The 21,572-nt window shown below is 45.2% G+C and carries 16 protein-coding genes; 7 read left to right on the top strand and 9 right to left on the bottom strand.

Annotated features, from left to right (window positions below; genetic code table 11):
• Positions 1–58 precede the first annotated feature (58 nt).
• The 3 genes from H6F73_RS00605 to H6F73_RS00615 all read right to left on the bottom strand — a co-directional run bounded on the left by H6F73_RS00605 (position 59) and on the right by H6F73_RS00615 (position 3,514).
• Positions 59–1,519: a serine/threonine-protein kinase gene (locus H6F73_RS00605; protein WP_190756893.1), complete on the bottom strand. Its 1,461-nt coding sequence runs from the start codon at positions 1,517–1,519 to the stop codon at positions 59–61.
• Between the two features lie 23 nt (positions 1,520–1,542).
• On the bottom strand, positions 1,543–1,875 hold the full coding sequence (locus H6F73_RS00610) for a hypothetical protein (RefSeq protein ID WP_190756894.1): 333 nt from the start codon (positions 1,873–1,875) through the stop codon (positions 1,543–1,545).
• 142 nt (positions 1,876–2,017) lie between these two features.
• A complete protein-coding gene (locus tag H6F73_RS00615) occupies positions 2,018–3,514 on the bottom strand; it encodes a TIGR04222 domain-containing membrane protein (RefSeq protein ID WP_242072290.1) in 1,497 nt (498 codons plus the stop codon).
• Positions 3,515–3,713: 199 nt separating this feature from the next.
• Between H6F73_RS00615 and H6F73_RS00620 the strand changes: the two genes are divergently transcribed.
• Entirely contained in the window at positions 3,714–5,297 is a 1,584-nt protein-coding gene (locus tag H6F73_RS00620; RefSeq protein ID WP_190756895.1) for a B12-binding domain-containing radical SAM protein, read from the top strand.
• A 53-nt stretch (positions 5,298–5,350) separates the two neighbouring features.
• Here H6F73_RS00620 and H6F73_RS00625 read toward each other — a convergent pair whose 3' ends face one another.
• Positions 5,351–5,452, bottom strand: a complete 102-nt coding sequence (locus tag H6F73_RS00625) for a cytochrome b6-f complex subunit PetL (RefSeq protein ID WP_190756896.1) — start codon at positions 5,450–5,452, stop codon at positions 5,351–5,353.
• A 163-nt stretch (positions 5,453–5,615) separates the two neighbouring features.
• Here H6F73_RS00625 and aroB point away from each other — a divergent pair, with 163 nt between their 5' ends.
• Together aroB and H6F73_RS00635 are read left to right on the top strand one after the other, a co-directional pair.
• Complete coding sequence (gene aroB, locus H6F73_RS00630) at positions 5,616–6,710, top strand: 3-dehydroquinate synthase (protein WP_190756897.1); 1,095 nt, start codon at positions 5,616–5,618, stop codon at positions 6,708–6,710.
• Positions 6,711–7,029: 319 nt separating this feature from the next.
• Positions 7,030–8,292, top strand: coding sequence for an HhoA/HhoB/HtrA family serine endopeptidase (locus H6F73_RS00635; protein WP_190756898.1), 1,263 nt, complete (start codon positions 7,030–7,032; stop codon positions 8,290–8,292).
• A 532-nt stretch (positions 8,293–8,824) separates the two neighbouring features.
• Here the strand turns inward: H6F73_RS00635 and H6F73_RS00640 are convergent.
• The 4 genes from H6F73_RS00640 to H6F73_RS00655 all read right to left on the bottom strand — a co-directional run bounded on the left by H6F73_RS00640 (position 8,825) and on the right by H6F73_RS00655 (position 11,902).
• Complete coding sequence (locus tag H6F73_RS00640; RefSeq protein WP_347239441.1) at positions 8,825–9,916, bottom strand: HAMP domain-containing sensor histidine kinase; 1,092 nt, start codon at positions 9,914–9,916, stop codon at positions 8,825–8,827.
• Between the two features lie 69 nt (positions 9,917–9,985).
• Complete coding sequence (locus H6F73_RS00645) at positions 9,986–10,690, bottom strand: response regulator transcription factor (RefSeq protein WP_190756899.1); 705 nt, start codon at positions 10,688–10,690, stop codon at positions 9,986–9,988.
• Positions 10,691–10,721: 31 nt separating this feature from the next.
• Positions 10,722–11,225: a hypothetical protein gene (locus H6F73_RS00650; protein WP_190756900.1), complete on the bottom strand. Its 504-nt coding sequence runs from the start codon at positions 11,223–11,225 to the stop codon at positions 10,722–10,724.
• A gap of 119 nt (positions 11,226–11,344) precedes the next feature.
• Positions 11,345–11,902, bottom strand: a complete 558-nt coding sequence (locus H6F73_RS00655; protein ID WP_190756901.1) for a peroxiredoxin — start codon at positions 11,900–11,902, stop codon at positions 11,345–11,347.
• 224 nt (positions 11,903–12,126) lie between these two features.
• Here H6F73_RS00655 and H6F73_RS00660 point away from each other — a divergent pair, with 224 nt between their 5' ends.
• From H6F73_RS00660 to H6F73_RS00675, 4 genes are all read left to right on the top strand, one after another.
• On the top strand, positions 12,127–14,076 hold the full coding sequence (locus tag H6F73_RS00660) for a caspase family protein (RefSeq protein WP_190756902.1): 1,950 nt from the start codon (positions 12,127–12,129) through the stop codon (positions 14,074–14,076).
• A gap of 68 nt (positions 14,077–14,144) precedes the next feature.
• Positions 14,145–15,245 carry a GUN4 domain-containing protein gene (locus H6F73_RS00665; protein ID WP_190756903.1) on the top strand — a complete coding sequence of 367 codons (1,101 nt, stop codon included), beginning with the start codon at positions 14,145–14,147 and terminating at the stop codon, positions 15,243–15,245.
• A gap of 271 nt (positions 15,246–15,516) precedes the next feature.
• Positions 15,517–17,427, top strand: coding sequence for an S-layer homology domain-containing protein (locus tag H6F73_RS00670; RefSeq protein WP_190756904.1), 1,911 nt, complete (start codon positions 15,517–15,519; stop codon positions 17,425–17,427).
• 155 nt (positions 17,428–17,582) lie between these two features.
• Positions 17,583–19,427: a family 10 glycosylhydrolase gene (locus H6F73_RS00675; protein ID WP_190756905.1), complete on the top strand. Its 1,845-nt coding sequence runs from the start codon at positions 17,583–17,585 to the stop codon at positions 19,425–19,427.
• A gap of 80 nt (positions 19,428–19,507) precedes the next feature.
• Here the strand turns inward: H6F73_RS00675 and H6F73_RS00680 are convergent, their stop codons facing one another.
• Positions 19,508–21,091: an FAD-dependent oxidoreductase gene (locus tag H6F73_RS00680; protein WP_190756906.1), complete on the bottom strand. Its 1,584-nt coding sequence runs from the start codon at positions 21,089–21,091 to the stop codon at positions 19,508–19,510.
• Between the last annotated feature and the right edge of the window lie 481 nt (positions 21,092–21,572).

Below are 21,572 nucleotides of genomic sequence, written 5' to 3' on the forward strand. Positions count from 1 at the left end.
TTTAATTCACACATAAAGTAAGGTAAATTAGGAAGCAGATTTCAAACAAAAACATCAATTAGCTAGTAGATTTTACTGTATGTACTTGGCGGATTTCGATAGGTAACTCTAACCATTCACTCAGCTCATACGCCAACCAATCTAGTTCTGGCTCCGTCAAATTTGTTAGTTCATATTGCTGGGTGCCTGCCCAAATGGCAATTGAGCTGCGAACAAGATTAGATGAATAACTGTCTACGCTTTCTACAATTTTTATATAAGGACAAATTCGCTCAATTTTGAGAATATCTTTTCTCAAGGATAAAGTAATTGTTTGAAATCCAAAAGCTTTTTGAATAAAGTAAATTTTGTCTCGATCTATGTGTAGCCGAACGCTGTAAAATAATTTATAAATAGCAAGAAGCAACAAGTAACCTAGTATTACCCACGGCACCCAAGGAAAAAATTGAAAGCTAGCCGCTAAAGCACCGATAAACATCCAACCAAAAATAAGAATAAGAACCGCGAATGAAACTATTTTCTCGATTATAATCTGTAAACCATTAAACATTCTTTTTATAATAATTGATAATGACCAATTAAATTTAGATAAATTAGATAATTCTACTTGAAAAAATGATGGAATAATAATTTGCAGTTCGGCTGCACTCTTGGTAAGTAATAGATTGCTACCTGCCGGCTTTCTAGGAATTAACGGCGCAGAATCGATGAAATCGGGTTGTTTCAACGCTTGCAAAGCTCTCTGAGCCGAAGTAAACCGTTTATCCAAACTCGGTTCTACTATCTTTCTCAACCAGCGACTGAATTCAAAACTTAACTCAGTTACTTGTTCAAATTGAATGCGAAAATCCTTTTGCGGCAAATCAGAGGGATGCACTCTTGTGATTAAATAAATTAACGTTGCCCCCAAACTATAGAGATCGGAAGCCGGTACTGCCCGTCCGCCAAATTGTTCCACCGGCATATAACCGTAGGTGCCCACAATTGTAAAAGTTCCTCCTTCCACCGCTGCCAAATTCTGCACAGAACCAAAATCAACCAAATACACGTTTCCCACATAATTACCTGAGCGGTTATTCAACAGAATATTGCTGGGTTTGATATCTCGGTGAATAATCGGTGGCTTTTGTTCGTGTAAGTAAATCAGGATTTCTAAAAGATTTTCAGCAATTTGTTTCACCTCTGCCTCGCTGAAGGTACGCCCAGCTTTTAAATGGGCTTCTAAGGATATGGCTTTGATGTAAGTTTGAACTAAAACAAATCCTTTGCAATTGGGTAAATCGAGGTCAAATCCATTGAGATATTTAGGAATTGCCGGCAGCGATAGGGTTTGTAAGATTTGAGCTTCTCGCTCAAATAATTTCAGGTGATCCCATTCAAAGTCCCCGCCAAATTTCAGAATTTTGACAACCACGAGTTCCTGCGTTACGAGATCACACGCCAGAAAGGTTTCTCGTCCGGGTTTTTTGCTGAGTTGCTGTTGAATTTGGTAACGCTCGCCTAAAACCTGCCCAATCATATCCTCACCTCATCATTATTTGCTTATAAGGGTTTATTGACTGCGTTTATCTCAATTGTTGAAAAGCCCTTTCCCTTTCTGATGATTTCTTGCTTTCCCCACATGAAATGTGTCCCGTCGTCGAATACTAAAACATGACACACGGCTAGCTCGTAACCTTCTTGGCGATCCCTAACTAACTCTTCGGCTTTCTCCCGCGCTTCCTGAAAGGTTTTGAACTGTATTGCCCTCATGATGAAGGGAGTCCATTCCCACAGTTTCGCCCCATCCGTATCCTCTACCAAACATAAAAAATCTTCGGTTTGGGGAGCAAGCAAAACGAAAAATTCAGGCGTGTCGGAGAACGAACTAATCATATCTTCACCTCATCCGCAATCTGCTTATTGGCATTGCTTTCATACATTTATCTGGATGGTTACGAAACTTTACATGAGCCGGCAACCCTTCAACACAAGGAACTGCATTTCATCTGGCAAATCGCTAAAACTTACTCATGTCTCAGCCGCCGCAGCCGCCGCAGCCGCCGCAGCCACCGCAGCCACCACCACAGCCACCACCATCACCGCCACCGCCGCCACCATCACCGCCACCGGCACTACTACTAGCAGCCACAGGAGGAATGAAAACTTCTTTTAAACCGGCAAGTGTGGTGCCGGCTAAGACGCCAGCGCCCAGTACAGCAAATGCCCTTGGAAGTTGCGGATCAGTGGTGCTAGCAACTGTTGGACGTCCCAAATGACTTTGAATATTCACGAGTACGTGATCGCCTAACCGGCTACGAAACGGCAATGAAGATAGAAAAATTGACCCAATGAAGGCGGTGAGAATGCACAGAAACAGCAGAAACCCTATTGGCTTGTCGTGATAGAGTCCCACGAAAATTTTGGTAACGCCGAGTGCCAACAAAGCGAAAATAGGAATTGCTGAAAAGATCCGAACAAAATCAGCTTGCTTTTGATTCAGCAGCAGTTGCAATTGCTGTAAGCGTTCACGAATTTGCTCAACCGCAGCAGTAACCGCAATCGCTGTTCTTACCTGATAAATATTTCCATAGCTTTCAATTGCTGCGGCAACGGCTTGTTCCAGTGGGTGCTTAATCTGCTCTAAAGTTGTTGTAAGAACGAGCTGGCTTCCTGTATGCACTTCCACTTGTTCTCGCTGTACAAGGCTGGCAATTGCCGTATCCACGGTGTGGTGTTGTCCGGCGCTGAGGTAGGCAGTTTCATACAAATCCAGTTCAACAGTAGAGTTGCCACCCGGCAGTCGCAGATAATGGCCCTGAAGGACTCCCAAGATGATGCTGACAAGCCCTAAAAATACATATAGTGCCAAAAATGTTGGCCCCGTTAGGTTAAGCGGATTGGGGAAAGTGCCCGATTGTAGGGAAGAAGCACAGCCGCTTACAGCAAGGGTTAAAACAAATAGCACTGCCATTATTGCCGGCTGATTCCAGTCAATTTTGGGCAAGAAATCCAAACTTGGCTTCGGCACAATCCAATTCTGTTGCCGGTTGACTGGCACGAATTGATTGCTGTGATTGATATGAATGTGCAAGGGAAGCCAGATATCATTAGGGGGTGCATACCCAAAAAAATGCTCATAACTGGCAAGTGTTTTGTTGTACCAATCGTTATATTTATCGCGTTCACTGCTACCTCCGCGAGAAGGTTCATGATGCAGAGGCATTTGTAAAATCTGAGGACAAAATTCTTGCCAGTAAGATCGCGTGTAAGTTAAATGCAAATGCCAGACTTGATCAACCGGCTCAGATGGTGAAACCGGATGTCCCGCCGCGACTGCCAGAAACGCAAACTTTTTGTATTCCGCAATCACGCGCTGAGTATAGCCATCACTCCAGCCCTTTTCTTTTGCCAGTCGCCGGCTAAAACACCATCTCGCATCGGGATCGTCAAGGGAAAATGCTTGGATTTGTTGATAAAGTTGGCTTTGCTGCGGGTTCATAACTCTAGCTTCCCGGTGAACGCTATATTTCATGAGGAATGAAATTGCTTAAAGGGCTTATATAGGTTGACCCCGTGGAATTTTCTGGATTGTTACAAAACTTTACAAGCGACAATTTTGCACTTTCCACTTACTTAGCTGCCGGTTGTACAAACCGGGAAAGCAGTCAAGTCGCGTTAAGCTTAAGTCATTTAGACTCAGATGTTAATTTCACAGTGTGAGGAGCTTATCAATGCGGGTTTTGCTAGTCTATCCTCTATTTCCCAAAACGTTCTGGTCTTACGAGAAAATCCTAGAACTTGTGAATCGCAAGGTTTTGCTGCCGCCTTTAGGTTTAGTGACAGTGGCAGCAATCTTGCCTCAGGAGTGGGAATTTAAGCTGGTTGATCGCAACATTCGCTTTGTCACTGAGGAAGATTGGGCATGGGCGGATCTGGTCATTCTTTCTGCGATGATTGTCCAGAAAGTAGATTTGCTCGAACAAATTCGCGAAGCCAAGCGGCGCGGCAAGCGAGTCGCAGTCGGTGGCCCTTATCCAACTTCGGTTCCCTGTGAAGCTACAGAAGCCGGTGCGGATTATCTAATTTTGGATGAAGGGGAAATCACGCTGCCGATGTTTGTCGAGGCAATTCAAAAAGGTGAAACGCAAGGAATTTTCCGATCTGGCGGTGAGAAGCCGGATGTGACAAGCACCCCCGTTCCGCGTTTCGATTTGCTGGAATTCGACGCCTATGATTCCATGTCGGTTCAGTTCTCTCGCGGCTGTCCGTTCCAGTGCGAATTCTGCGACATCATTGTACTCTATGGTCGCAAACCCCGCACCAAAACACCGGCACAGTTGCTAGCCGAGTTGGATTATCTCTATGAATTAGGCTGGCGGCGCAGTGTGTTTATGGTAGATGACAACTTTATTGGCAACAAACGCAATGTTAAGTTGTTGCTGAAAGAGTTAAAAGTTTGGCAAGCTGAACATAAATATCCGTTCCGATTTAATACAGAAGCATCCATTGACCTGGCAGAAGATCCGGAACTGATGCAGCTGATGTTAGAGTGCTATTTTGATGCGGTGTTTGTAGGGATTGAAACGCCGGATGAAGAAAGTTTACAACTAACCAAGAAATTTCAAAACACGCGCAGTTCGCTGATTGATGCGGTGCAGACGATTATGCGTGCTGGGCTGCGGCCAATGGCTGGGTTTATTATTGGCTTTGATGGGGAAAAATCGGGTGCCGGTGATCGGATTGTCCGATTTGCAGAGCTGGCAGCAATTCCTAGCACAACGTTTGCTATGTTGCAAGCGTTGCCGCATACCGCACTGTGGAACCGGCTAGAAAAAGAAGGACGGATGCGGAACAAAGACGGCAACATCAATCAAACTACATTGATGAATTTTATTCCCACTCGGCCTTTAGAAGAGATTGCCAGGGAATATGTGGAGGCTTTCTGGCAACTGTACGATCCGAAGCTATTTCTGGATCGTACCTATCGCTGTTTCCTGATGATGGGTGCGCCGGTATGCAAACTTCCGTTTAAATGGCCCAGTTGGGTGGATGTACGCGCTTTCTTGATTGTCTGCTGGCGTCAGGGTTTCAAACGCAATACTCGCTGGATCTTCTGGCATCACTTATTTAGCATTATTAAGCGCAATCCGGCGGTTTGGGAGCATTACCTGACGGTGTGCGCTCACAATGAGCATTTCTTAGAATACCGGCAGATTGTGCGCGATGAAATTGAAGCGCAGGTGGCTGAGTTTCTGGCAAATGAGGCAGAACACAAACTTAACGAAGCCGAGGTGCCGGCGAAACTAGCAAGTTAACTCAGCGATTCTCCTCGTTCCCAAGCGCTTGCCTGGGAACGAGAACCTAGCTTTTAAATCAGTTTGACAGCTCTTAAGCCAAACAGCAGCACCACAGCAGTTCCAAACGCACCGCCTAAAAGCAGAAAATAAGACAAGGCTGCATCTACGCTCATTTACATTTCTCCATCAAAATCTAATAAGAACTATTGAAACATGGCGCGGGCTAGAATACAGCATACTCAAGCGGGTTGCTACCGGCACACTCGACTTTTGGCTAAGACTGCGGTAGAAACTTACTAAGTGCAGTAACCTTAAAGATTGATTAGAGATTGAATTATGGCTTCTGTCGTCCGCGTGAATCTACCGCAGCAGTCTTATGAGATTGCAATCGCCTGTGGCAGTTTAGGTGAACTGGGCGCACAGATGCAACCGCTGCAACTCGGTAAGAAAGTTTTATTGGTATCGAATCCGGTGTTATACCGGCATTACGGAGAACAGGTACAGGCATCCTTAAAAACCGCTGGGTTTGAGGTGGCTAGCTGCATTTTGCCTGCCGGTGAACAGTACAAAACCCTCAACTCGCTGCAAAAAATTTACGATGCTGCCTTGAAAAACCGCTTAGAACGTTCCTCAACAATGGTTGCGTTAGGCGGTGGCGTCGTTGGCGATATGACCGGCTTTGCGGCGGCAACTTGGCTGCGCGGGATTAATGTTGTGCAAGTGCCGACAACGCTTTTGGCAATGGTGGATGCTTCCATTGGCGGCAAAACCGGCGTTAACCACCCCCAAGGAAAAAATTTGATCGGTGCATTTCATCAACCTCGGTTGGTTTTCATTGATCCCGATGTGCTGAAAACGCTGCCGGCAAGGGAATTTCGAGCCGGCATGGCGGAAGTGATTAAGTACGGTGTTATCTGGGATGCCGAGTTATTTGTCAAGCTGGAAGAGTGCAAGCGCTTGGATCAAATGCGCTATGTGAGTGCTGATTTATTGCTAGAAATTTTAAGCCGGTCTTGCCAAAGTAAGGCAGATGTAGTGAGCAAAGATGAAAAAGAATCGGGCTTACGGGCAATTTTAAATTATGGTCACACGATTGGTCATGCTGTAGAAAGCCTCACCGGCTATAAAGTCGTCAATCATGGGGAAGCGGTTGGCATCGGCATGGTGGCAGCCAGTCAGCTAGCCGTTGAGTTGCAAATGTGGGATAAAGAGTGCGATCGTCGGCAGTTGGCATTAATTGAAAAAGCCGGTTTACCCACTCAATTGCCGGCACCTTTGGATATTGAAGAAATTCTGGAAAGTTTGCAAAGCGATAAAAAAGTCAAGGCAGGAAAAGTTCGGTTTGTACTACCAGAAAAAATCGGTGCAGCAACCGTAACAGATCAAGTGCCGGCAGATTTAATTCGGCAAGTGTTGCGGGGAATGCAATGAAAGTGCTGAGTCCTGAGTCCTGAGTGCTGAGTCCTGAGTGGGAGAGGGGGAGAGTGGGAGAAATGCCCCATGCCCCTACCTTTAGGTTGGCGAAGCCTTGACCCATGCCCCATGCCCCATTCCCCATTCCCCATTCCCATCTAAAAACCAACCTGTTTGAGCTGCAAAGAGCAAGAAGATAAATTATCACGCTTTTGAGACAAGTTTGTCACAAAAGCGTCATATCAACTATCTAAATTAAAAAGAGTCAACTCTTGAAGGCTGCTTTCGCTAAAGCCAAGAGCGCTTGATTCTGACGTCTTTGCAGCAGGTGATATCAATGCAAACACAACCCCGCGATTTAAATAACTCTAGCCAACCGAACAGCATCGACTTCAATGCTTCACGCTCTGGTTGGCAAAAGCCAGCTAGCTATCTGTCGGTACTTTTGCTGGGTGCCGGCATGGCTCTATCAGGAGCTTACTTAGCGTCTCAGAAAGCCCTCTCGCTGCAGCCGGCAACATCTGTAGTGGCTCAGGTGCCGGCTCGTCCAATCGTTCAATCTCGATTGCCAATCTCGACCGAGTCTAATTTTATTACCTCAGTGGTTCAGAATGTTGGGCCGGCTGTTGTGCGGATCGATGCCTCTCGCACCGTGACTTCCCGGATACCCGATGCTTTGAATGACCCTTTCTTCCGTCAATTCTTTGGCTCTAAGGTTCCAATTCCACCTCAAACGCAGGTTCAAAGAGGTTCAGGTTCAGGTTTTATTATTAACTCCGACGGTAATATTCTGACCAATGCTCATGTGGTTGATGGTGCCGACACGGTAACTGTAACGCTGAAAGATGGACGTGAGTTTAAGGGCAAAGTTTTGGGTGTCGATCCCGTTACAGATGTTGCTGTTGTTAAAATTGAAGCTAATAATTTGCCGAGTGTAAAATTGGGTGATTCTGAGCAGCTACAACCCGGTGAATGGGCAATTGCCATCGGCAATCCTTTGGGATTAGATAATACGGTAACTGTGGGAATTATTAGTGCCACAGGGCGCACAAGTTCTCAAGTTGGAGTGCCTGATAAGCGAGTCAGCTTTATTCAAACCGATGCGGCAATTAATCCCGGTAATTCAGGGGGGCCACTGCTGAATCAAGCCGGTGAGGTAATTGGGATGAATACGGCTATCATTAGTGGGGCGCAAGGTTTAGGTTTCGCGATTCCGATTAATAAAGCGCAACAAATTGCTGATCAACTCGCAACCACCGGCAGGGCGCAACATCCTTATTTAGGCATCCAAATGGTAACGCTAACCCCAGAAATTAAGGAAAATATCAATAAAAATCCTAACGCCCCTGTGACTGTTAATGAAGATCAAGGCGTGTTAGTGATGAAAGTCTTGCCAGATTCACCGGCAGCCAAAGCGGGAGTACGTGTCGGTGATGTTATTCAAAAGCTGAATGGCTCACCAGTAAACGATGCCGGCAGCATTCAACAAGAAGTTGAAAAAGGCAAAATCGGGACGGATATGCAAGTAGAATTGCGTCGCAATGGCCAAAGCCTGACGTTAGCTGTGCAACCGGCACCGCTGCCGGCTCAAGAACAATAACTGGTTAGCGCTTCAAAGTTTTTAAATAGATTTCCTGATTGACTGTTTAGGATGGGTCGCTCGCCCATCCTTTTTTTTATGTGAAACGAACACTCATTTCTCGCACCTTGTTTTATTTAGTGCCGGTTCATCATTCATGCAAATTTAATCGTGGGAGTCGTGTTTGGGAAAAAGGTAAGTGATCACTGCCACACCCGAAAGATTAAGCAAAGCAACGAGAATAATTGCTAAAAATACAGATGACATAATGATAATATTTTTTAACTATTTTGATTCTCATTTCATGAAATCGTCACCAAGTCAAATAAAAGCTAAACCAATTAATAGGCTAATATTATGAATTGAAAATTTATTTTAAAATCTTCCAAAATTACAATTTGGTTAAAAATTTATAGATTTCAATGCTTAACCTGGGAATGAACTCTTGTAAATTAACAGTCTAATATGACAGGTGTATGAAAACTTTGTGTCAATCTGTTGTAGGGATAAATTTACAAAGCACTCTTTAAGATTTGTTTTTAGCACAGCCTATTTAAGGTTGGGGGAGGAAAAATCGGAAAACGCTTCCTTTTCCCAACCGGCTTTCCACCTGAATCTGGCCACCTTGCAACTCAACCAGCCGGCGGGAAATCGCCAAACCGATGCCGGTGCCTCCAGAATTACGAGAACGCGACCGATCAGCTCGCCAGAAGCGCTCAAAGACATGAGGCAAATCTTCGGGTGCGATGCCGGTGCCGGTGTCAATTACTTCCACCCAAACTTTGCCGGCTTCACTCCAAGCACGAACAGTAATAGAACCGGCTGTGGTATGACGTAGTGCGTTACCCAACAAGTTGACCATAATTTGCTCAGTGCGGTCAATATCTGCCAGCGCCGGCAACACTTGCACGGCACAATCTAATTGTAAAACCGGCCCATCTTCGAGCAGTTGATCGGCAAATTTTTCTACCAGTGATTTTAATAACGGATACAAATTTACCGGCTGAAGATTAATCGCCAAATACCCAGCTTCAGCCTTAGAAAGTTCTTGCAAATCGTTAACTAAACGCTCCAAACGCCGCGTTTCTGTTACCAGTCGCAAGTAAATTTCAGGAGACGCTTCAATTCTGCCATCGGCTAACTCTTCTAAATAACCCCGCATGACGGTTAGCGGAGTCCGCAACTCATGACTTAAGTCTCCAATGAGTTGCCGGCGTCGCTGTTCAACCCCTTCTAAACTCGACGCCATGCGGTTAAAACTAGCACCCAATTGGTTCAGTTCTGGAATTTCACTAGCCGGCATTCGTTCATCCAAATTGCCGGCAGCAAACTTTTGAGTAATTTGTTCGATTTGGGTTAAAGGCTGGGTAATCCGTTTAGCCACCCAATAACTCAAGCCGCCGGCAGCCGTAGCACCTACCAGCACCGCCCAAAAAGTCCCCCGGTTCCAGGCAACATCAAACCCTTGAATGAGTTGAGTTCGAGCGTAGCGTAAAGTAAATCCCGGCCCTTCTAATTGTTCAAGTTGCCTAACAAAAAAACGCGGAGAAGACACTTTAGCAATCGCAACAAAGCTACCTACCCCCACCATCATTACCAGGAGGTGAGATAAAAATAAGCGTGAGTGCAGACTAACTTTAGACACAATTATTTATTCTGACTACCAATAAGTGAATCCTTTTATTTGTCAGATACTTTTACCCAATTTATATTTTTAGGCTAAATCTTCAAACTTATAACCGACACCAGTTACCGTTTTAACAAAAGTCGGATTGGCTGGGTCAGGTTCAATTTTTTTACGCAATCTCGCCACATGAGTATCCACGACTCGCTCATCTCCAAAAAAGTCATCGCCCCACAATTTCTCAATGAGCTGAGATCGGTTCCAAACGCGACCCGGATAGCTGATAAACGTAGCGAGCAAATTAAATTCTAACGTCGTTAAATCTAAGGTTTCAGATTCATTAGCAGTCAGATGCCGGCTGGCTGTATGTCGATCTACATCAACTGTGAAATGTTGGGTGCGGTAAATTTGCATCTGGCCGGTTTGCCGCATACTGCGCCGCAATAGTGCTCTAACCCTAGCCACCAATTCCCTTGGACTAAAAGGTTTCACTAAATAATCATCAGCGCCGGTGGATAAGCCAATGACGCGGTCAATTTCCTCACCTTTAGCTGTCAGCATCAAAATATAAGGGTCTTTCTCGCCGGGTTTTTGGCGAATTCGAGCGCATACTTCCAAGCCGTCCAAGCCAGGAATCATTAAGTCTAAAACAATTAAATCGGGCGGTTGCTCTCGGAACGTCTGCAATGCAGTGAGGCCATCTCGACAACTGCGGCAGGAAAAACCTTCTGCTTCTAGAGAATGCTGTATTAGCCGTGCAATTTCAAGTTCATCCTCAACAATTAAGATTTCCATGTATCAATATGCCGGCTAAACAGCGCTAAAATTACTCAGGTTTTGGATTATCTGAATCGTGGCGCTCGCTCACCGGCTGCCGAAGTGACTCCCTTCCCAATATCATCATGCCGGCAACCCCCATGCAAACAAACCAAATGTATTGATACCAGTACGCCTCAATCCGCTCTACCAGGCTGTAACCTGGATGCAGGCTGCTGATATGCAACAGCAACAAAACCATCGCCAATGCACTAAACCCAACAAAAGTCAAGCCTATTTGAATGCGAGCCGGCTGCAGTTCCTGATCAGAAATGCTTTTGCGGTCAATTTGGGCCAGTTCAGAGAGAAACGCTTTTGCCGCTGTCGAGTTTCTCTCTAAAGTTACGCTCACCGGCACGGGTCTAACGGCGAGTTCCAATCCCTCAACTGCTGTCAGTGATAGGACTTCATCGGAATCTGGCAGCCGCAACTCCAAAGACTCAGGAATGGGGGGTTCAGCAAATTCCGGCATCTCTGGCGCTACCGGCGGCTGGGGTTGAAGTTCAAAATCCATAGCTAATTGCGAACTTGCTAATAACGAATTGGCAAGGGTCATAAAGCTAAAGTCAAAACATTAACCGTTGGTCAATGCCCAATGCCCAATGCCCAATGCCCTATGCCCTATGCCCGTTATTATGAAGCAGCGCCTTGCAATTCGTCGAGGCGAGCTAAAACCTCGGTGCTGTGAATGGCCGGTCTGACATCAACAAAGGTTTCGCGCAGGATGCCCTCTGGGTCAATAATAAACGAATGACGCATCGAGACAAAGGTGTTCCAAGAGCCATAGGCTTTGCTGACAGTGCCGCCGGCATCCGCTAACAGCGGAAATTTCAGCCCTTCAGAATCGCAAAATTCCGCGTGAGAATCGACAGAATCCGCACTCACTCCCAAGATTTGAGCGTTTTTATCGACATATTTGGGTAAATCTTGCTGAAACCGGCGTGCCTCCAACGTGCAGCCAGAGGTAAAATCCTTGGGATAGAAATAAAGCACGACCCACTGACCGCGATAATCAGACAGAGAAACCTCACCATCGCCTGTGTTCGTCGGCAGGGTGAATTCAGGTGCCGGTTGATTCATAGCAGGCAACTTACCTCCAAGGGCAGTGGCAGCGGGGGCAAAATTGAGCCAACTTAATAAAGTCAGGCAACTGGCAAACAAAACGCTCAAGAACGTGCGGCGGGAGATCATAGTCAAAACTGAACGCTAAACTTTACACAAGTTTACAGTTATTAGAAATTTCCAGAAGATTTGGGATCAAATTTAAAACTGAGTAACCCTTTGCAGTGGAGGCAAAATATCTGGAATGCTTCAAATTTGCTCAGTGCCGTTAAAATGCACTTGGGAGTCGCATCTGCATATCGGGAAAATGAAAGTCGTGCTTATTGCTCGCGAACAACCAATGAGGGGTAGTTATGACGCGGTATGCGTTGGTCGTTGGGATTACTGATTATGACGGCTTACCCAGCCTGACAAAGCCGATCCGGGATGCAGAAGCGGTTGCACAACGATTGGAAAAGCATGGGGATTTCCAAGTCGAACGCTTGCCAAAGCGCTGGAATCCGGAAAAAGAATGCTATGAAGTCGCACATGAGCGAGTCACCGGCAAACAGTTGGGGCGCGGCCTGCTAGAATTTCTGCAAAAGCAAGCTGCAGGCAGTGATGCGCTGATTTACTTTAGCGGTCATGGCATCACGGTTTTTGACGAACTTGACCGGCAGAAAGGCTATCTCGCTGCCTCCGACTGCACGATCAAAATGGAAGGCAAGCAAATTGTCGCACAGCAACATGGCGTTGCCCTTGACAGCCTTAATTATGTAATTTCTCAAGCCGATCTGAGTAGTTTAGTGGTTCTGCTCGATTGCTGCCATGCCGATTACTTTTTAGAAGGCGATTCGATTAGAAAAACCCTGAGTGTTTTTACTTATAAGCCAGATTGTCATTTAATTGCTGCTTGCCGTAGCTTTGCAAATGTCGATGTTGGGAGAAGCTACGGCAAGGGATATAGCGCTTTTACCACTGCTTTGCTGGAAGGATTGCTGCCAGAGAATGCCGGCAGTGATGGACAAGTCAGTATTGATGAGCTGTTGACTTTGATTTCGCGCAAGCTGGAAGATATCAACCTGCATCGGGAAGACGGTGAGTATCAACAACCAATCCGCATGGGTTCGGGACGCTTATTGAGTTTAGTTAGCTACCCACCCAAGCAGACACCACCGGCTGCCGGTGAAACCTGTCCGTATCAAGGATTGCTGCCGTTTGATCGCACAAGTGCCGACTTCTTTTTCGGACGCCGGCAGGTGGTTCAAATGATTCGGCAAAAGCTGGAGTTTGCTAATTTTGTGCCGGTGATTGGAGCTGCCGGAAGTGGCAAATCTTCGGTGATTCAAGCCGGCTTGATTCCTTTATTAGAAGCAAGTAGCTGGCGAGTATTAGAAATGCTGCCGGGAAATGAGCCGGTAGCGGAATTAAAACGCACCTTTTGCCAATGGCTGCCGGCAAGCGATGCCGAAAAAGTTGATTCTCTAGTTGACAAAGCGCCCGATTTAGATTGGTTAATGAAACATCTGCCGGTTTCAGAACGGGTTTTATTAGTCATAGATCGATTTGAAGAAGTGTTTACAGTTTGTTCTGAGCCGGCAACCCGCAATCGCTTCATTCAACTGTTAACTCAAGTTGCTGAAATTTCCTCCAGACAGCTTGCAATTGTGATTACGGTGCAGGCTGATTTTATCGCACTTTGCTTGCACGAACCCTCCCTAATTCAGCTTATACAAGATTGGGCTGTTTATATCCCGCCGTTAGTTGGAAAAGATTTAGAGCAAGCGATTGCAGCACCGGCAACCCTTCAAGGTTATGAGTTAGAACCAGGTTTACTAGAAACAATACTGCAAGATATTACGAAAGAGAAAAGCTATTTATCGCTATTGCAGTTCACCCTTACCCAACTTTGGAAAGAGCGAGATCAACAAACTCATCAGCTAACTTTAAACAAGTACCGACAGTTAGGAGGTATTTTAGGAGCAATTGACCAATATGCTGAGCAATTCTATCAAAGCTTGACACAGCAGGAGCAAGATTGGCTCAAGCGAATTTTCTTGAAGTTAGTGTCTTTTGGGACAAATGTTAAGGATATACGGCAACGTCTCCCTAAATCTCAGTTATTAGAACTTGCCGATAACAATTCCGCCAGCCGGCAAATCATCAGCGATCTACTTGATCGTTTGATTGAAGCAAACTTGCTAGTCATTAACGAAGACGAATGGGTTGATTTAGCTCATGAAGCCTTGATGGAAAGATGGAAACGCTTTGCCAAGTGGCGTTTAGAATCCTGGCGTCAGTTGCAATGTGAAGTGTTGAGTTAAGTTGCCGGCTAAAAAATTTTAGAGTATCCTTTTTTGCTTTAATTGAAAGGGAATAGCAATCGTCGTGTTTGTCAAACCTATTTAAGGTGGGAATTATGGATTTTTCAGGGAATGCTATCTTTATTTACTTAGTTATTACTCTTCTCGGTTTAATGGTGGGAACCGTTGGGTTTAACTATGTCAGAATATTTTTTAAGAAGTTAATCCAGGATGAAGTTAGAAAACAATCCCTTTTAGAAAATCAAATCAAAGCTGAAAAACTCAAGCAATTAGAGTCCAATCCTCCAGAATTATCTGCTGAAGTGCCGGCAGCCATTCCTGCAACCCTCCCACCTGTAGAAAGTTTTTCAGAAAGCAGCACAGACGCAGATTTAACCGGCAGCGTTACCGAATTAAACCCTAATTCTTTCGAGCCGGTAATTCCAAAACAGGTGAATTCAGAAACGCTTGCTCAAGAACAAAGGAATTTTTATAAACCTGAATTTGTTCCTCGGAAATCACCAATTAAAAAGTTGAGGCTAGGCAATTATAAATGGAAACGGTTCGGCTTAGCAACCATCTTAGGATGTTTAATTTTTACCATCTTTTTATCGCCGGCTCTCAAATCTTTAAGTGAAAAACCTATGAGAGTTGTTGCTGCCGCAGATTCGATGTCTGTCAATATGCCAGAGGTTCCGAAACCGAAGCCGATAAAGCCAATTTTAAACCTAACAAACCTTAAAAACTTTTTAAAGCAAAAGAATTTGCAAGCAGCGGATCGAGAAACTTATGAATTGGTTTTGAAGCTAGCCGGAGAGAAATCACAATCACGAGGGTATATAGACTATACAGAAATCGAAAACTTACCCTGTAATGAATTAAGAAATATTGATAAGGTTTGGCGAGAATCCAGCGAGGGAAAACTAGGGTTTAGCGCCCAGCAAATTATTTATAAAAAGCAGAGACAAGATTGGCAAAAGATGTATAGCCAAGTTGGATGGGGAAACTTAAAAAATCAAAAATTTACAAGCTTGGTTGATAAAGAACTCAACTGGCAAAGCCGAAAACTGGAATACAAAAAGGGAATGCAACCAAACTTTAAAAATCCACCCATTGGACATCTTCCAGTGACCATTGGCTGGGTAAGAGGGAAAGAATTCCCACAATTTGCAGAATTGTGTGAATTTTAAACCGGCATCACAGAAACTCTTGCAAAATCCCATCCAAGATAATTCTATTAACCACAGATAAACTATCTGCGGTCATCTGCTACCCAACAGCAGATATTCGCTAACATCTGCGTTTATCTGCGTTTATCTGCGGTTAAAAAAATCCAAACTTTCAGAGTCAAAATAATCAATAGCCAACAAATAGCATTCGTAAGTCCAAGCTAAAGCCAAAGCGGCAGGCCACACCGAAGCTGTAAACCGGCCTATCAGGGCGTAAATTAGGAACACTCCTGTGAGCCATAACCAAGGAATCGTTTTGATTGTTTGTGGTGAAGACATACCTGCATTTATTACCGGGTATGGGGTAAAAGCTGTTGGAAATAGTTCGTATCATAACGATTTCGTAACAGCCGGCTTTAAAAACAAGCCATTAGTGATGATACAAAACCGTTGCATTCGATTTCGCACAACACTATTTATGAAGTTGAGTAAATCGGCTTTTCTCCTAACCTTGAGCGTCACACCGGCACTGATCAGTGTCCCCACATCCGCTCAAACCAAATTTGCAGATATCCAAACTCACTGGGCAAAACCTTGTATTGAACAGCTAACAACTCAGCAGATCATTGCCGGCTACCCCGATGGCAGCTTTCGCCCTAACGAGCCGGTGACGAGAGCCGAGTTTGCTGCTCTAATTAATAAGGCATACTCAAATACTGCGCCGGTGCGCGATGCCAGTTCTTTTAATGATGTTAGTGCGAGTAACTGGGCTTACTCTGCAATTCGCCAAGCGTATCGAACCGGCTTTCTTTCTGGTTATCCCAATCAAGTATTCAATCCCAACCAAAACATTCCTCGCGTGCAAGTGTTAGTCGCACTGGCAAATGGATTGAAATATCAGCCAAGCCGGTTTGCGCCTCTCACCTTAAATGCAACGTTTGAAGATAGCGCAGATATCCCCAGCTATGCTTTCAATGCTGTTGCTGCTGCCACTGAGAAGCGTCTTGCAGTGAATTATCCCAGTGTGCGCTCACTGAAGCCAAACCAGCAAGCCACTCGCGCAGATGTGGCAACGTTTTTGTGTCAAGCTTTAGCCGGCAACTCCCCGTCTACAGTGCCGGCACAGTATATTGCCCAGGCAGCCACAACCGAGGCGGGGAAAGCGTGGGATCAAGCAAAGCTGGCATATACGCTGCCGGTGGATAGCACGATCTCCAACAATCTGTACACGGCAATAACCTCACTGGCTATTAGTCCGGACAACCAAATTTTGGCCATTGGCAGCCACAACCATGAACGAGCTGGTGGTGGAGATGAGAGTACGCTTTCCCTGTGGGATTTGCAAACCGGCCAACTGGTGCGTACTTTGTTTAAAGGGGGAGCCGGCGAATCATTTGGCCCGTCTTCTCAAGAGCCTGAAGCGGGCTTGACTGGCGATATTCTTTGGTCAATTGCCTTCAGTCCGGATGGCAAAACCGTCGCTGCCGGCTTGTCTAATAAAACAATTAAAATTTGGAACGTGCAAACCGGCGCAGAAGTGTCTACCCTCACCGGACACACCTACGCAGTTCGGACGATCGCTTTTAGTGCGGATGGCAAAACCCTTGCTAGCGGCAGTTCCGATAAAACCGTCAAACTATGGAACGTGCAAACCGGCCAACTTATCCGCACCTTGACGGGGCATTCAGGCACAGTGATAGCGGTGAAGATATCGCCAGATGGTAAAACCGTTGCTAGTGGCAGTCAAGATAAAACCATTAAAGTATGGGATCTCGGAACCGGCCAAGCGCTTCGCACGTTAGATAATGGAGGGGCGGTGGGAACGCTTGCCTTCGTTGCCGGTGGCCAAACCCTCGCCAGCACTTGCGGTTATGACTGTCTCGCCCAAGCTGACGATCCAAAGAGTGTTCAAGCGTTAAGAATGTGGGATTTAAAGGCCGGTCGGGTTATTCCTTTGAGTAACGAGCCGGCTTACCAACGCGCTTGGATTTCCCAGTTGAGTCCAGATGGGCAGATCCTCGCCGGTTATGTTTATCTTCACCCGCCTGGGGGTGCCGGCAGAAATCAGGCGATTCTGTGGAGTTTGGCAACAGGGCGAGTTCTACAAACGATTGAACCGGGTGGAGGGCCATTTGCATTTAGCCCGAACGGTGAGGTTTTTGTCAATACATTGTCAGGTAAAGGCGTTCAAGTTTGGCGTTAGGGGCGATAGCATTCGGGCGATGAATCTTTAGTTTAAGCCCTAAGCTTATTGGTTGGGTGTCGCTTTGCTCTACCCAACCTACGTTCTTTGTTGAACAAGTGGTGAGCTTAACCAGAAATTTGGGATATTAACGAGAGGAGTTTGCAATTAACACGATGTTTAACTTTCGGAAATGGTGGTTTGGATTTGCATTTTTGCTGGCTTTGTTTGTCACAGTTGCGGGACAGCAAATTCCTGCATTCGCTCAATCAAAGTTAAAAGATGTTCAAGGGCATTGGGCACAACCGTGTATTGAACAATTGTCACAAAAGCGGGTGATTAATGGTTATCCCGATGGCAGTTTTAAGCCAGATGCACCTGTAAACAGGGCTGAGTTTGCAGCAATGGTTGACACGGTTTTTCATAATGCAACGGCTATCAGAACCGGCTCTGAATTTGTGGATGTGCCGGCCAATCATTGGGCTGCCGGTGCGATTCGCAGCGCTTACAAAACCGGCTTTCTTTCCGGTTATCCAGGTCAGATTTTTAAGCCGGCTGAAAATATTTCCCGTGTTCAAGCTTTAGTCGCTCTAGCAAGTGGCTTAAAATATGCGCCGGCTCGGTCTACATCTGATACTTTGCAGGCAGCGTTTTCTGATGCTGCGGCAATTCCTGACTATGCCAAAACCGCCCTTGCTTCTGCAACAGAAAAACAGATTGTTGTCAACTATCCTGATGTTAAAAAACTTAACCCTAATCAGCTAGTAAGCCGAGCTGATGTGGCAAGCTTTTTATGTCAAGCAATGGGAATTTCAGGAGGAGTTCCTTCGCAGTATATCGCGCAGGCCGGTAGGCCAATTCCAGCCACTCCTGCTGGAGGCAGTTCAATTAATAGAAATGGAGAAATTCGAGGGGTTTGGCTGACGAATATTGACAGTGAAGTTCTATTTTCTCGCGCCAACCTTTCTAAAGCGGTGCAACGTCTTGCTCAGCTAAATTTTAACACAATTTATCCTGTAGTTTGGAATTGGGGTTATACGCTTTACCCTAGCAAGGTTGCAGAAAAAGCCACCGGAAGCTCCATGAGGTTAGTGACGCCGTTAGAGGCATCTCTTGACCCAAGTTGGGAGGTGAAAAAACGAGATATGCTCAAGGAAGTTATCGAACTAGGGCATCAAAAAAAATTAACCGTTATGCCTTGGTTTGAATTTGGGTTTATGGCACCGGCAGATTCTGAATTAGCTAAACGCCATCCTGATTGGTTAACGAGCCGGCAGGACGGTTCTAAGACTTGGAAAGAAGGCATACATCAGCGGGTTTGGTTGAATCCTTTTCACCCAGAAGTTCAGAAATTTATCATCGATTTAGTTACGGAAATTGTCACCAATTACGATGTAGACGGAATTCAATTTGACGACCATTTTGGATTGCCCAATGAATTTGGCTACGATGCTTATACAGTTGAGATGTACAAAAAAGAAATTGGTCAAGATCCTTCGACTGACCCTAAAGAAACTTTCTGGGTACGCTGGCGTGCTGATAAAATCAATGATTTTATGGGGCGGGTTTTTCAAGCTGTAAAAGCTCGGAAACAAAATTGTATTGTTTCTGTGTCTCCCAATCCTTTGCATTACGCTTTACCGGCTCATTTACAAGACTGGTTTACTTGGGAAAGAAAGGGATTCGTCGAAGAAATTGTTGTGCAAGTCTATCGAAACGACCTCGACCGATTTATTGCTGAATTAGATCGCGAAGAAATTCAGCTTGCGAATAGTCATGTACCCGTAGGAATTGGCATTTTAACAGGTCTTAAAGGCCGCGCAATTCCCCTTGAACAAATTCAAGCTCAAGTGAAGGCTGTTCGCGAACGCGGGTTAGCTGGAGTTTCGTTCTTTTTCTATGAAAGTTTGTCTAGTTGGGCAAAAGAAAAACCGGCTCAACGTGAGGCGGCTTTTAAACGGTTGTTCCGAACGCCGGTGCCACGTCCTAGTATGGTCGGAAGTGACAAACCGGCAGTCTGAGTTTTGAATTTTTAGTTTCTCTCGTCTCCTAGGGGCGATATAAAAAACGCCCCTAGAGATAACGAGAAATCGGCACTAAATTAGGCAACAACAGCGCCGCCGGTCACTAGCGATTCAAATTGCGCTAATAAAAATCCATCCTGAGGATTTGCTCTGCCATAAATTCGAGGAAGTTGACCTGTTTCAGCCAATACTTGCCTGACTTCTCGGTTAGAGACATCTGCCATATTTTTACCCGTGAGAAGGGCCTGAATTGCCGCAATTCCCACTCCTTGACCGACGGCTGCATTAAATTCAACTATTCTGCCGGCAGAAGAAGAAAACCCTTCAAACCCCGAACCGGGACTGACAACTGCAAGGTTAGGAACATTTTTAATTAATGCGTGTCGGATGCCAATATTAAAGACGGGAGGTTTAAAAATCAAGCTGTTCGCCCATCCTTGAGATTTTGCTTTTTCACCCATTCCTTTAATGCCGCCGCGCACATCAAAGTGATAAGCAAAGGAGGCCAAAGCTTCACTTTCTGGAACGCCACCCATGAGCATTTTTGCGCCGGTTAAGGGTTCTACAACTCCTGTGACATTGCCAGCGTGTCTGATGTAAAGTTCTGATGCAGGAGTAACAGAAGTCGCGCCCAAACTCTTCAGCCAAGTTGCGACAAAAGACATTTCTTCTAGCATTTTAGGCGTAGGTTTGCCGCCACTTCTGGCTAAGCTTTCTGCTTCACTGCCGGTGACGGCAAATAAAAGCGCATTCCAAGACAGTCTTTCACCGGGAAGGATGGCTATATTTCCCTCGTCTAAAATAATCCCTGTGTCACTAAAAGATAACTTCGTTCCTCTGAATGAATGATAGGCTACAGAGAGCGCCGGCGAACGAACATCGATATAATCATGACCCCCCCAAAGTGTTCTAAGATTACCCCTAGGTTCGATCATTTCCAACCTGAGTTGTTCTGCTAGCTTGGCATTCATGCCGGCAGCGTGTAGGAGATATTTTTGAGCCTGGGTATCGCTACGATTGGTGAAGCGGTTGAGATAGGTATACTCGAGTTCTTTTAGCCTTCTAACACTAAGTCCTTGCGTTTCAAAAACTAGGCTAACTGGAAGTTCAGATTCAGGTAACCCAAATGTTTGAAATCCTTTCAGTTTTTTTACGCCGGCAACTTGAGCTAATTCCGCATTAACGGTTGCATCAATGAATTGTTTTGCGGAATAGATCACTCCTCTAGAGGTCGTTATACTTGCTATCTTTTGGCCTTCTTTAGTGACTGCCTGAATTTCTACTTTACTGAGCAGATCCACTCCGGCTTGCAACAGCATTTCTTTCAGTGCTGCATTCGCTTTACGGGGGTCAAGCCCAATCGCTATTACACCTGATTTTTGCAAGAATTCTCTATAGAGTGCCGACGGTGAACCAAAGGTATCTAGACCTAAAGATTTTTGCAGATCTCGGCTCACCTGACTTCTATCTAAATAAGCAAGACCGCCTCTGACTAAATGGCCCCCAATTCCTTCTTGTAAGCTGCCTTTTGACATTAACAGAACTCGCGGATAGCGATTCGTTCTGCGACGGTATTCCCTGGCAGCCGCGACAAGAGCGAGAACCCCTGGAACTTCATCACCATAACCGATAATATCGTAAGACCGTACATCCCTGACCATTGTTTAATAACCTCTCAAAAACTCTCAGTCCCTTCTAACACAAGTTATTACTATCCGGATCTTTTAATTAAATCTCCACGTATATTTACAATCCTGAGATACGTCATCTGTTCACGCATGGGTTTAGTGTGCTAATTGGGGTACTTTCCTAATATTTTTTGCTAAACCTAAACTTCAACGCTACAGATTAGAAGTACAATCTCGCATTAGCCGATTAAAATCCGTTGATTTAACGTTTAGTATAGGGTAAAGCAAGCTAATTCAAAAATTAAATTTTTACTAAGTTTTTATTGTCCACAGACAAACTTATCAGCAAAAATTATGAATAAAATCACCTCAATTTTAAAAAAGATGGGCGACTGCCGGCAAACACAGCCGCCATCCCAATCACTCAGAAATTTTAACGCTAGAACTCTAGCAAAAATCCAAAAGTTCTACAACCAAACGCATCAAACAGCAAACTTCATCTGTCTATGCCTAA

It is taken from the genome of Microcoleus sp. FACHB-68 (assembly GCF_014695715.1).
In the GTDB taxonomy this organism is placed as follows: domain Bacteria; phylum Cyanobacteriota; class Cyanobacteriia; order Cyanobacteriales; family Oscillatoriaceae; genus FACHB-68.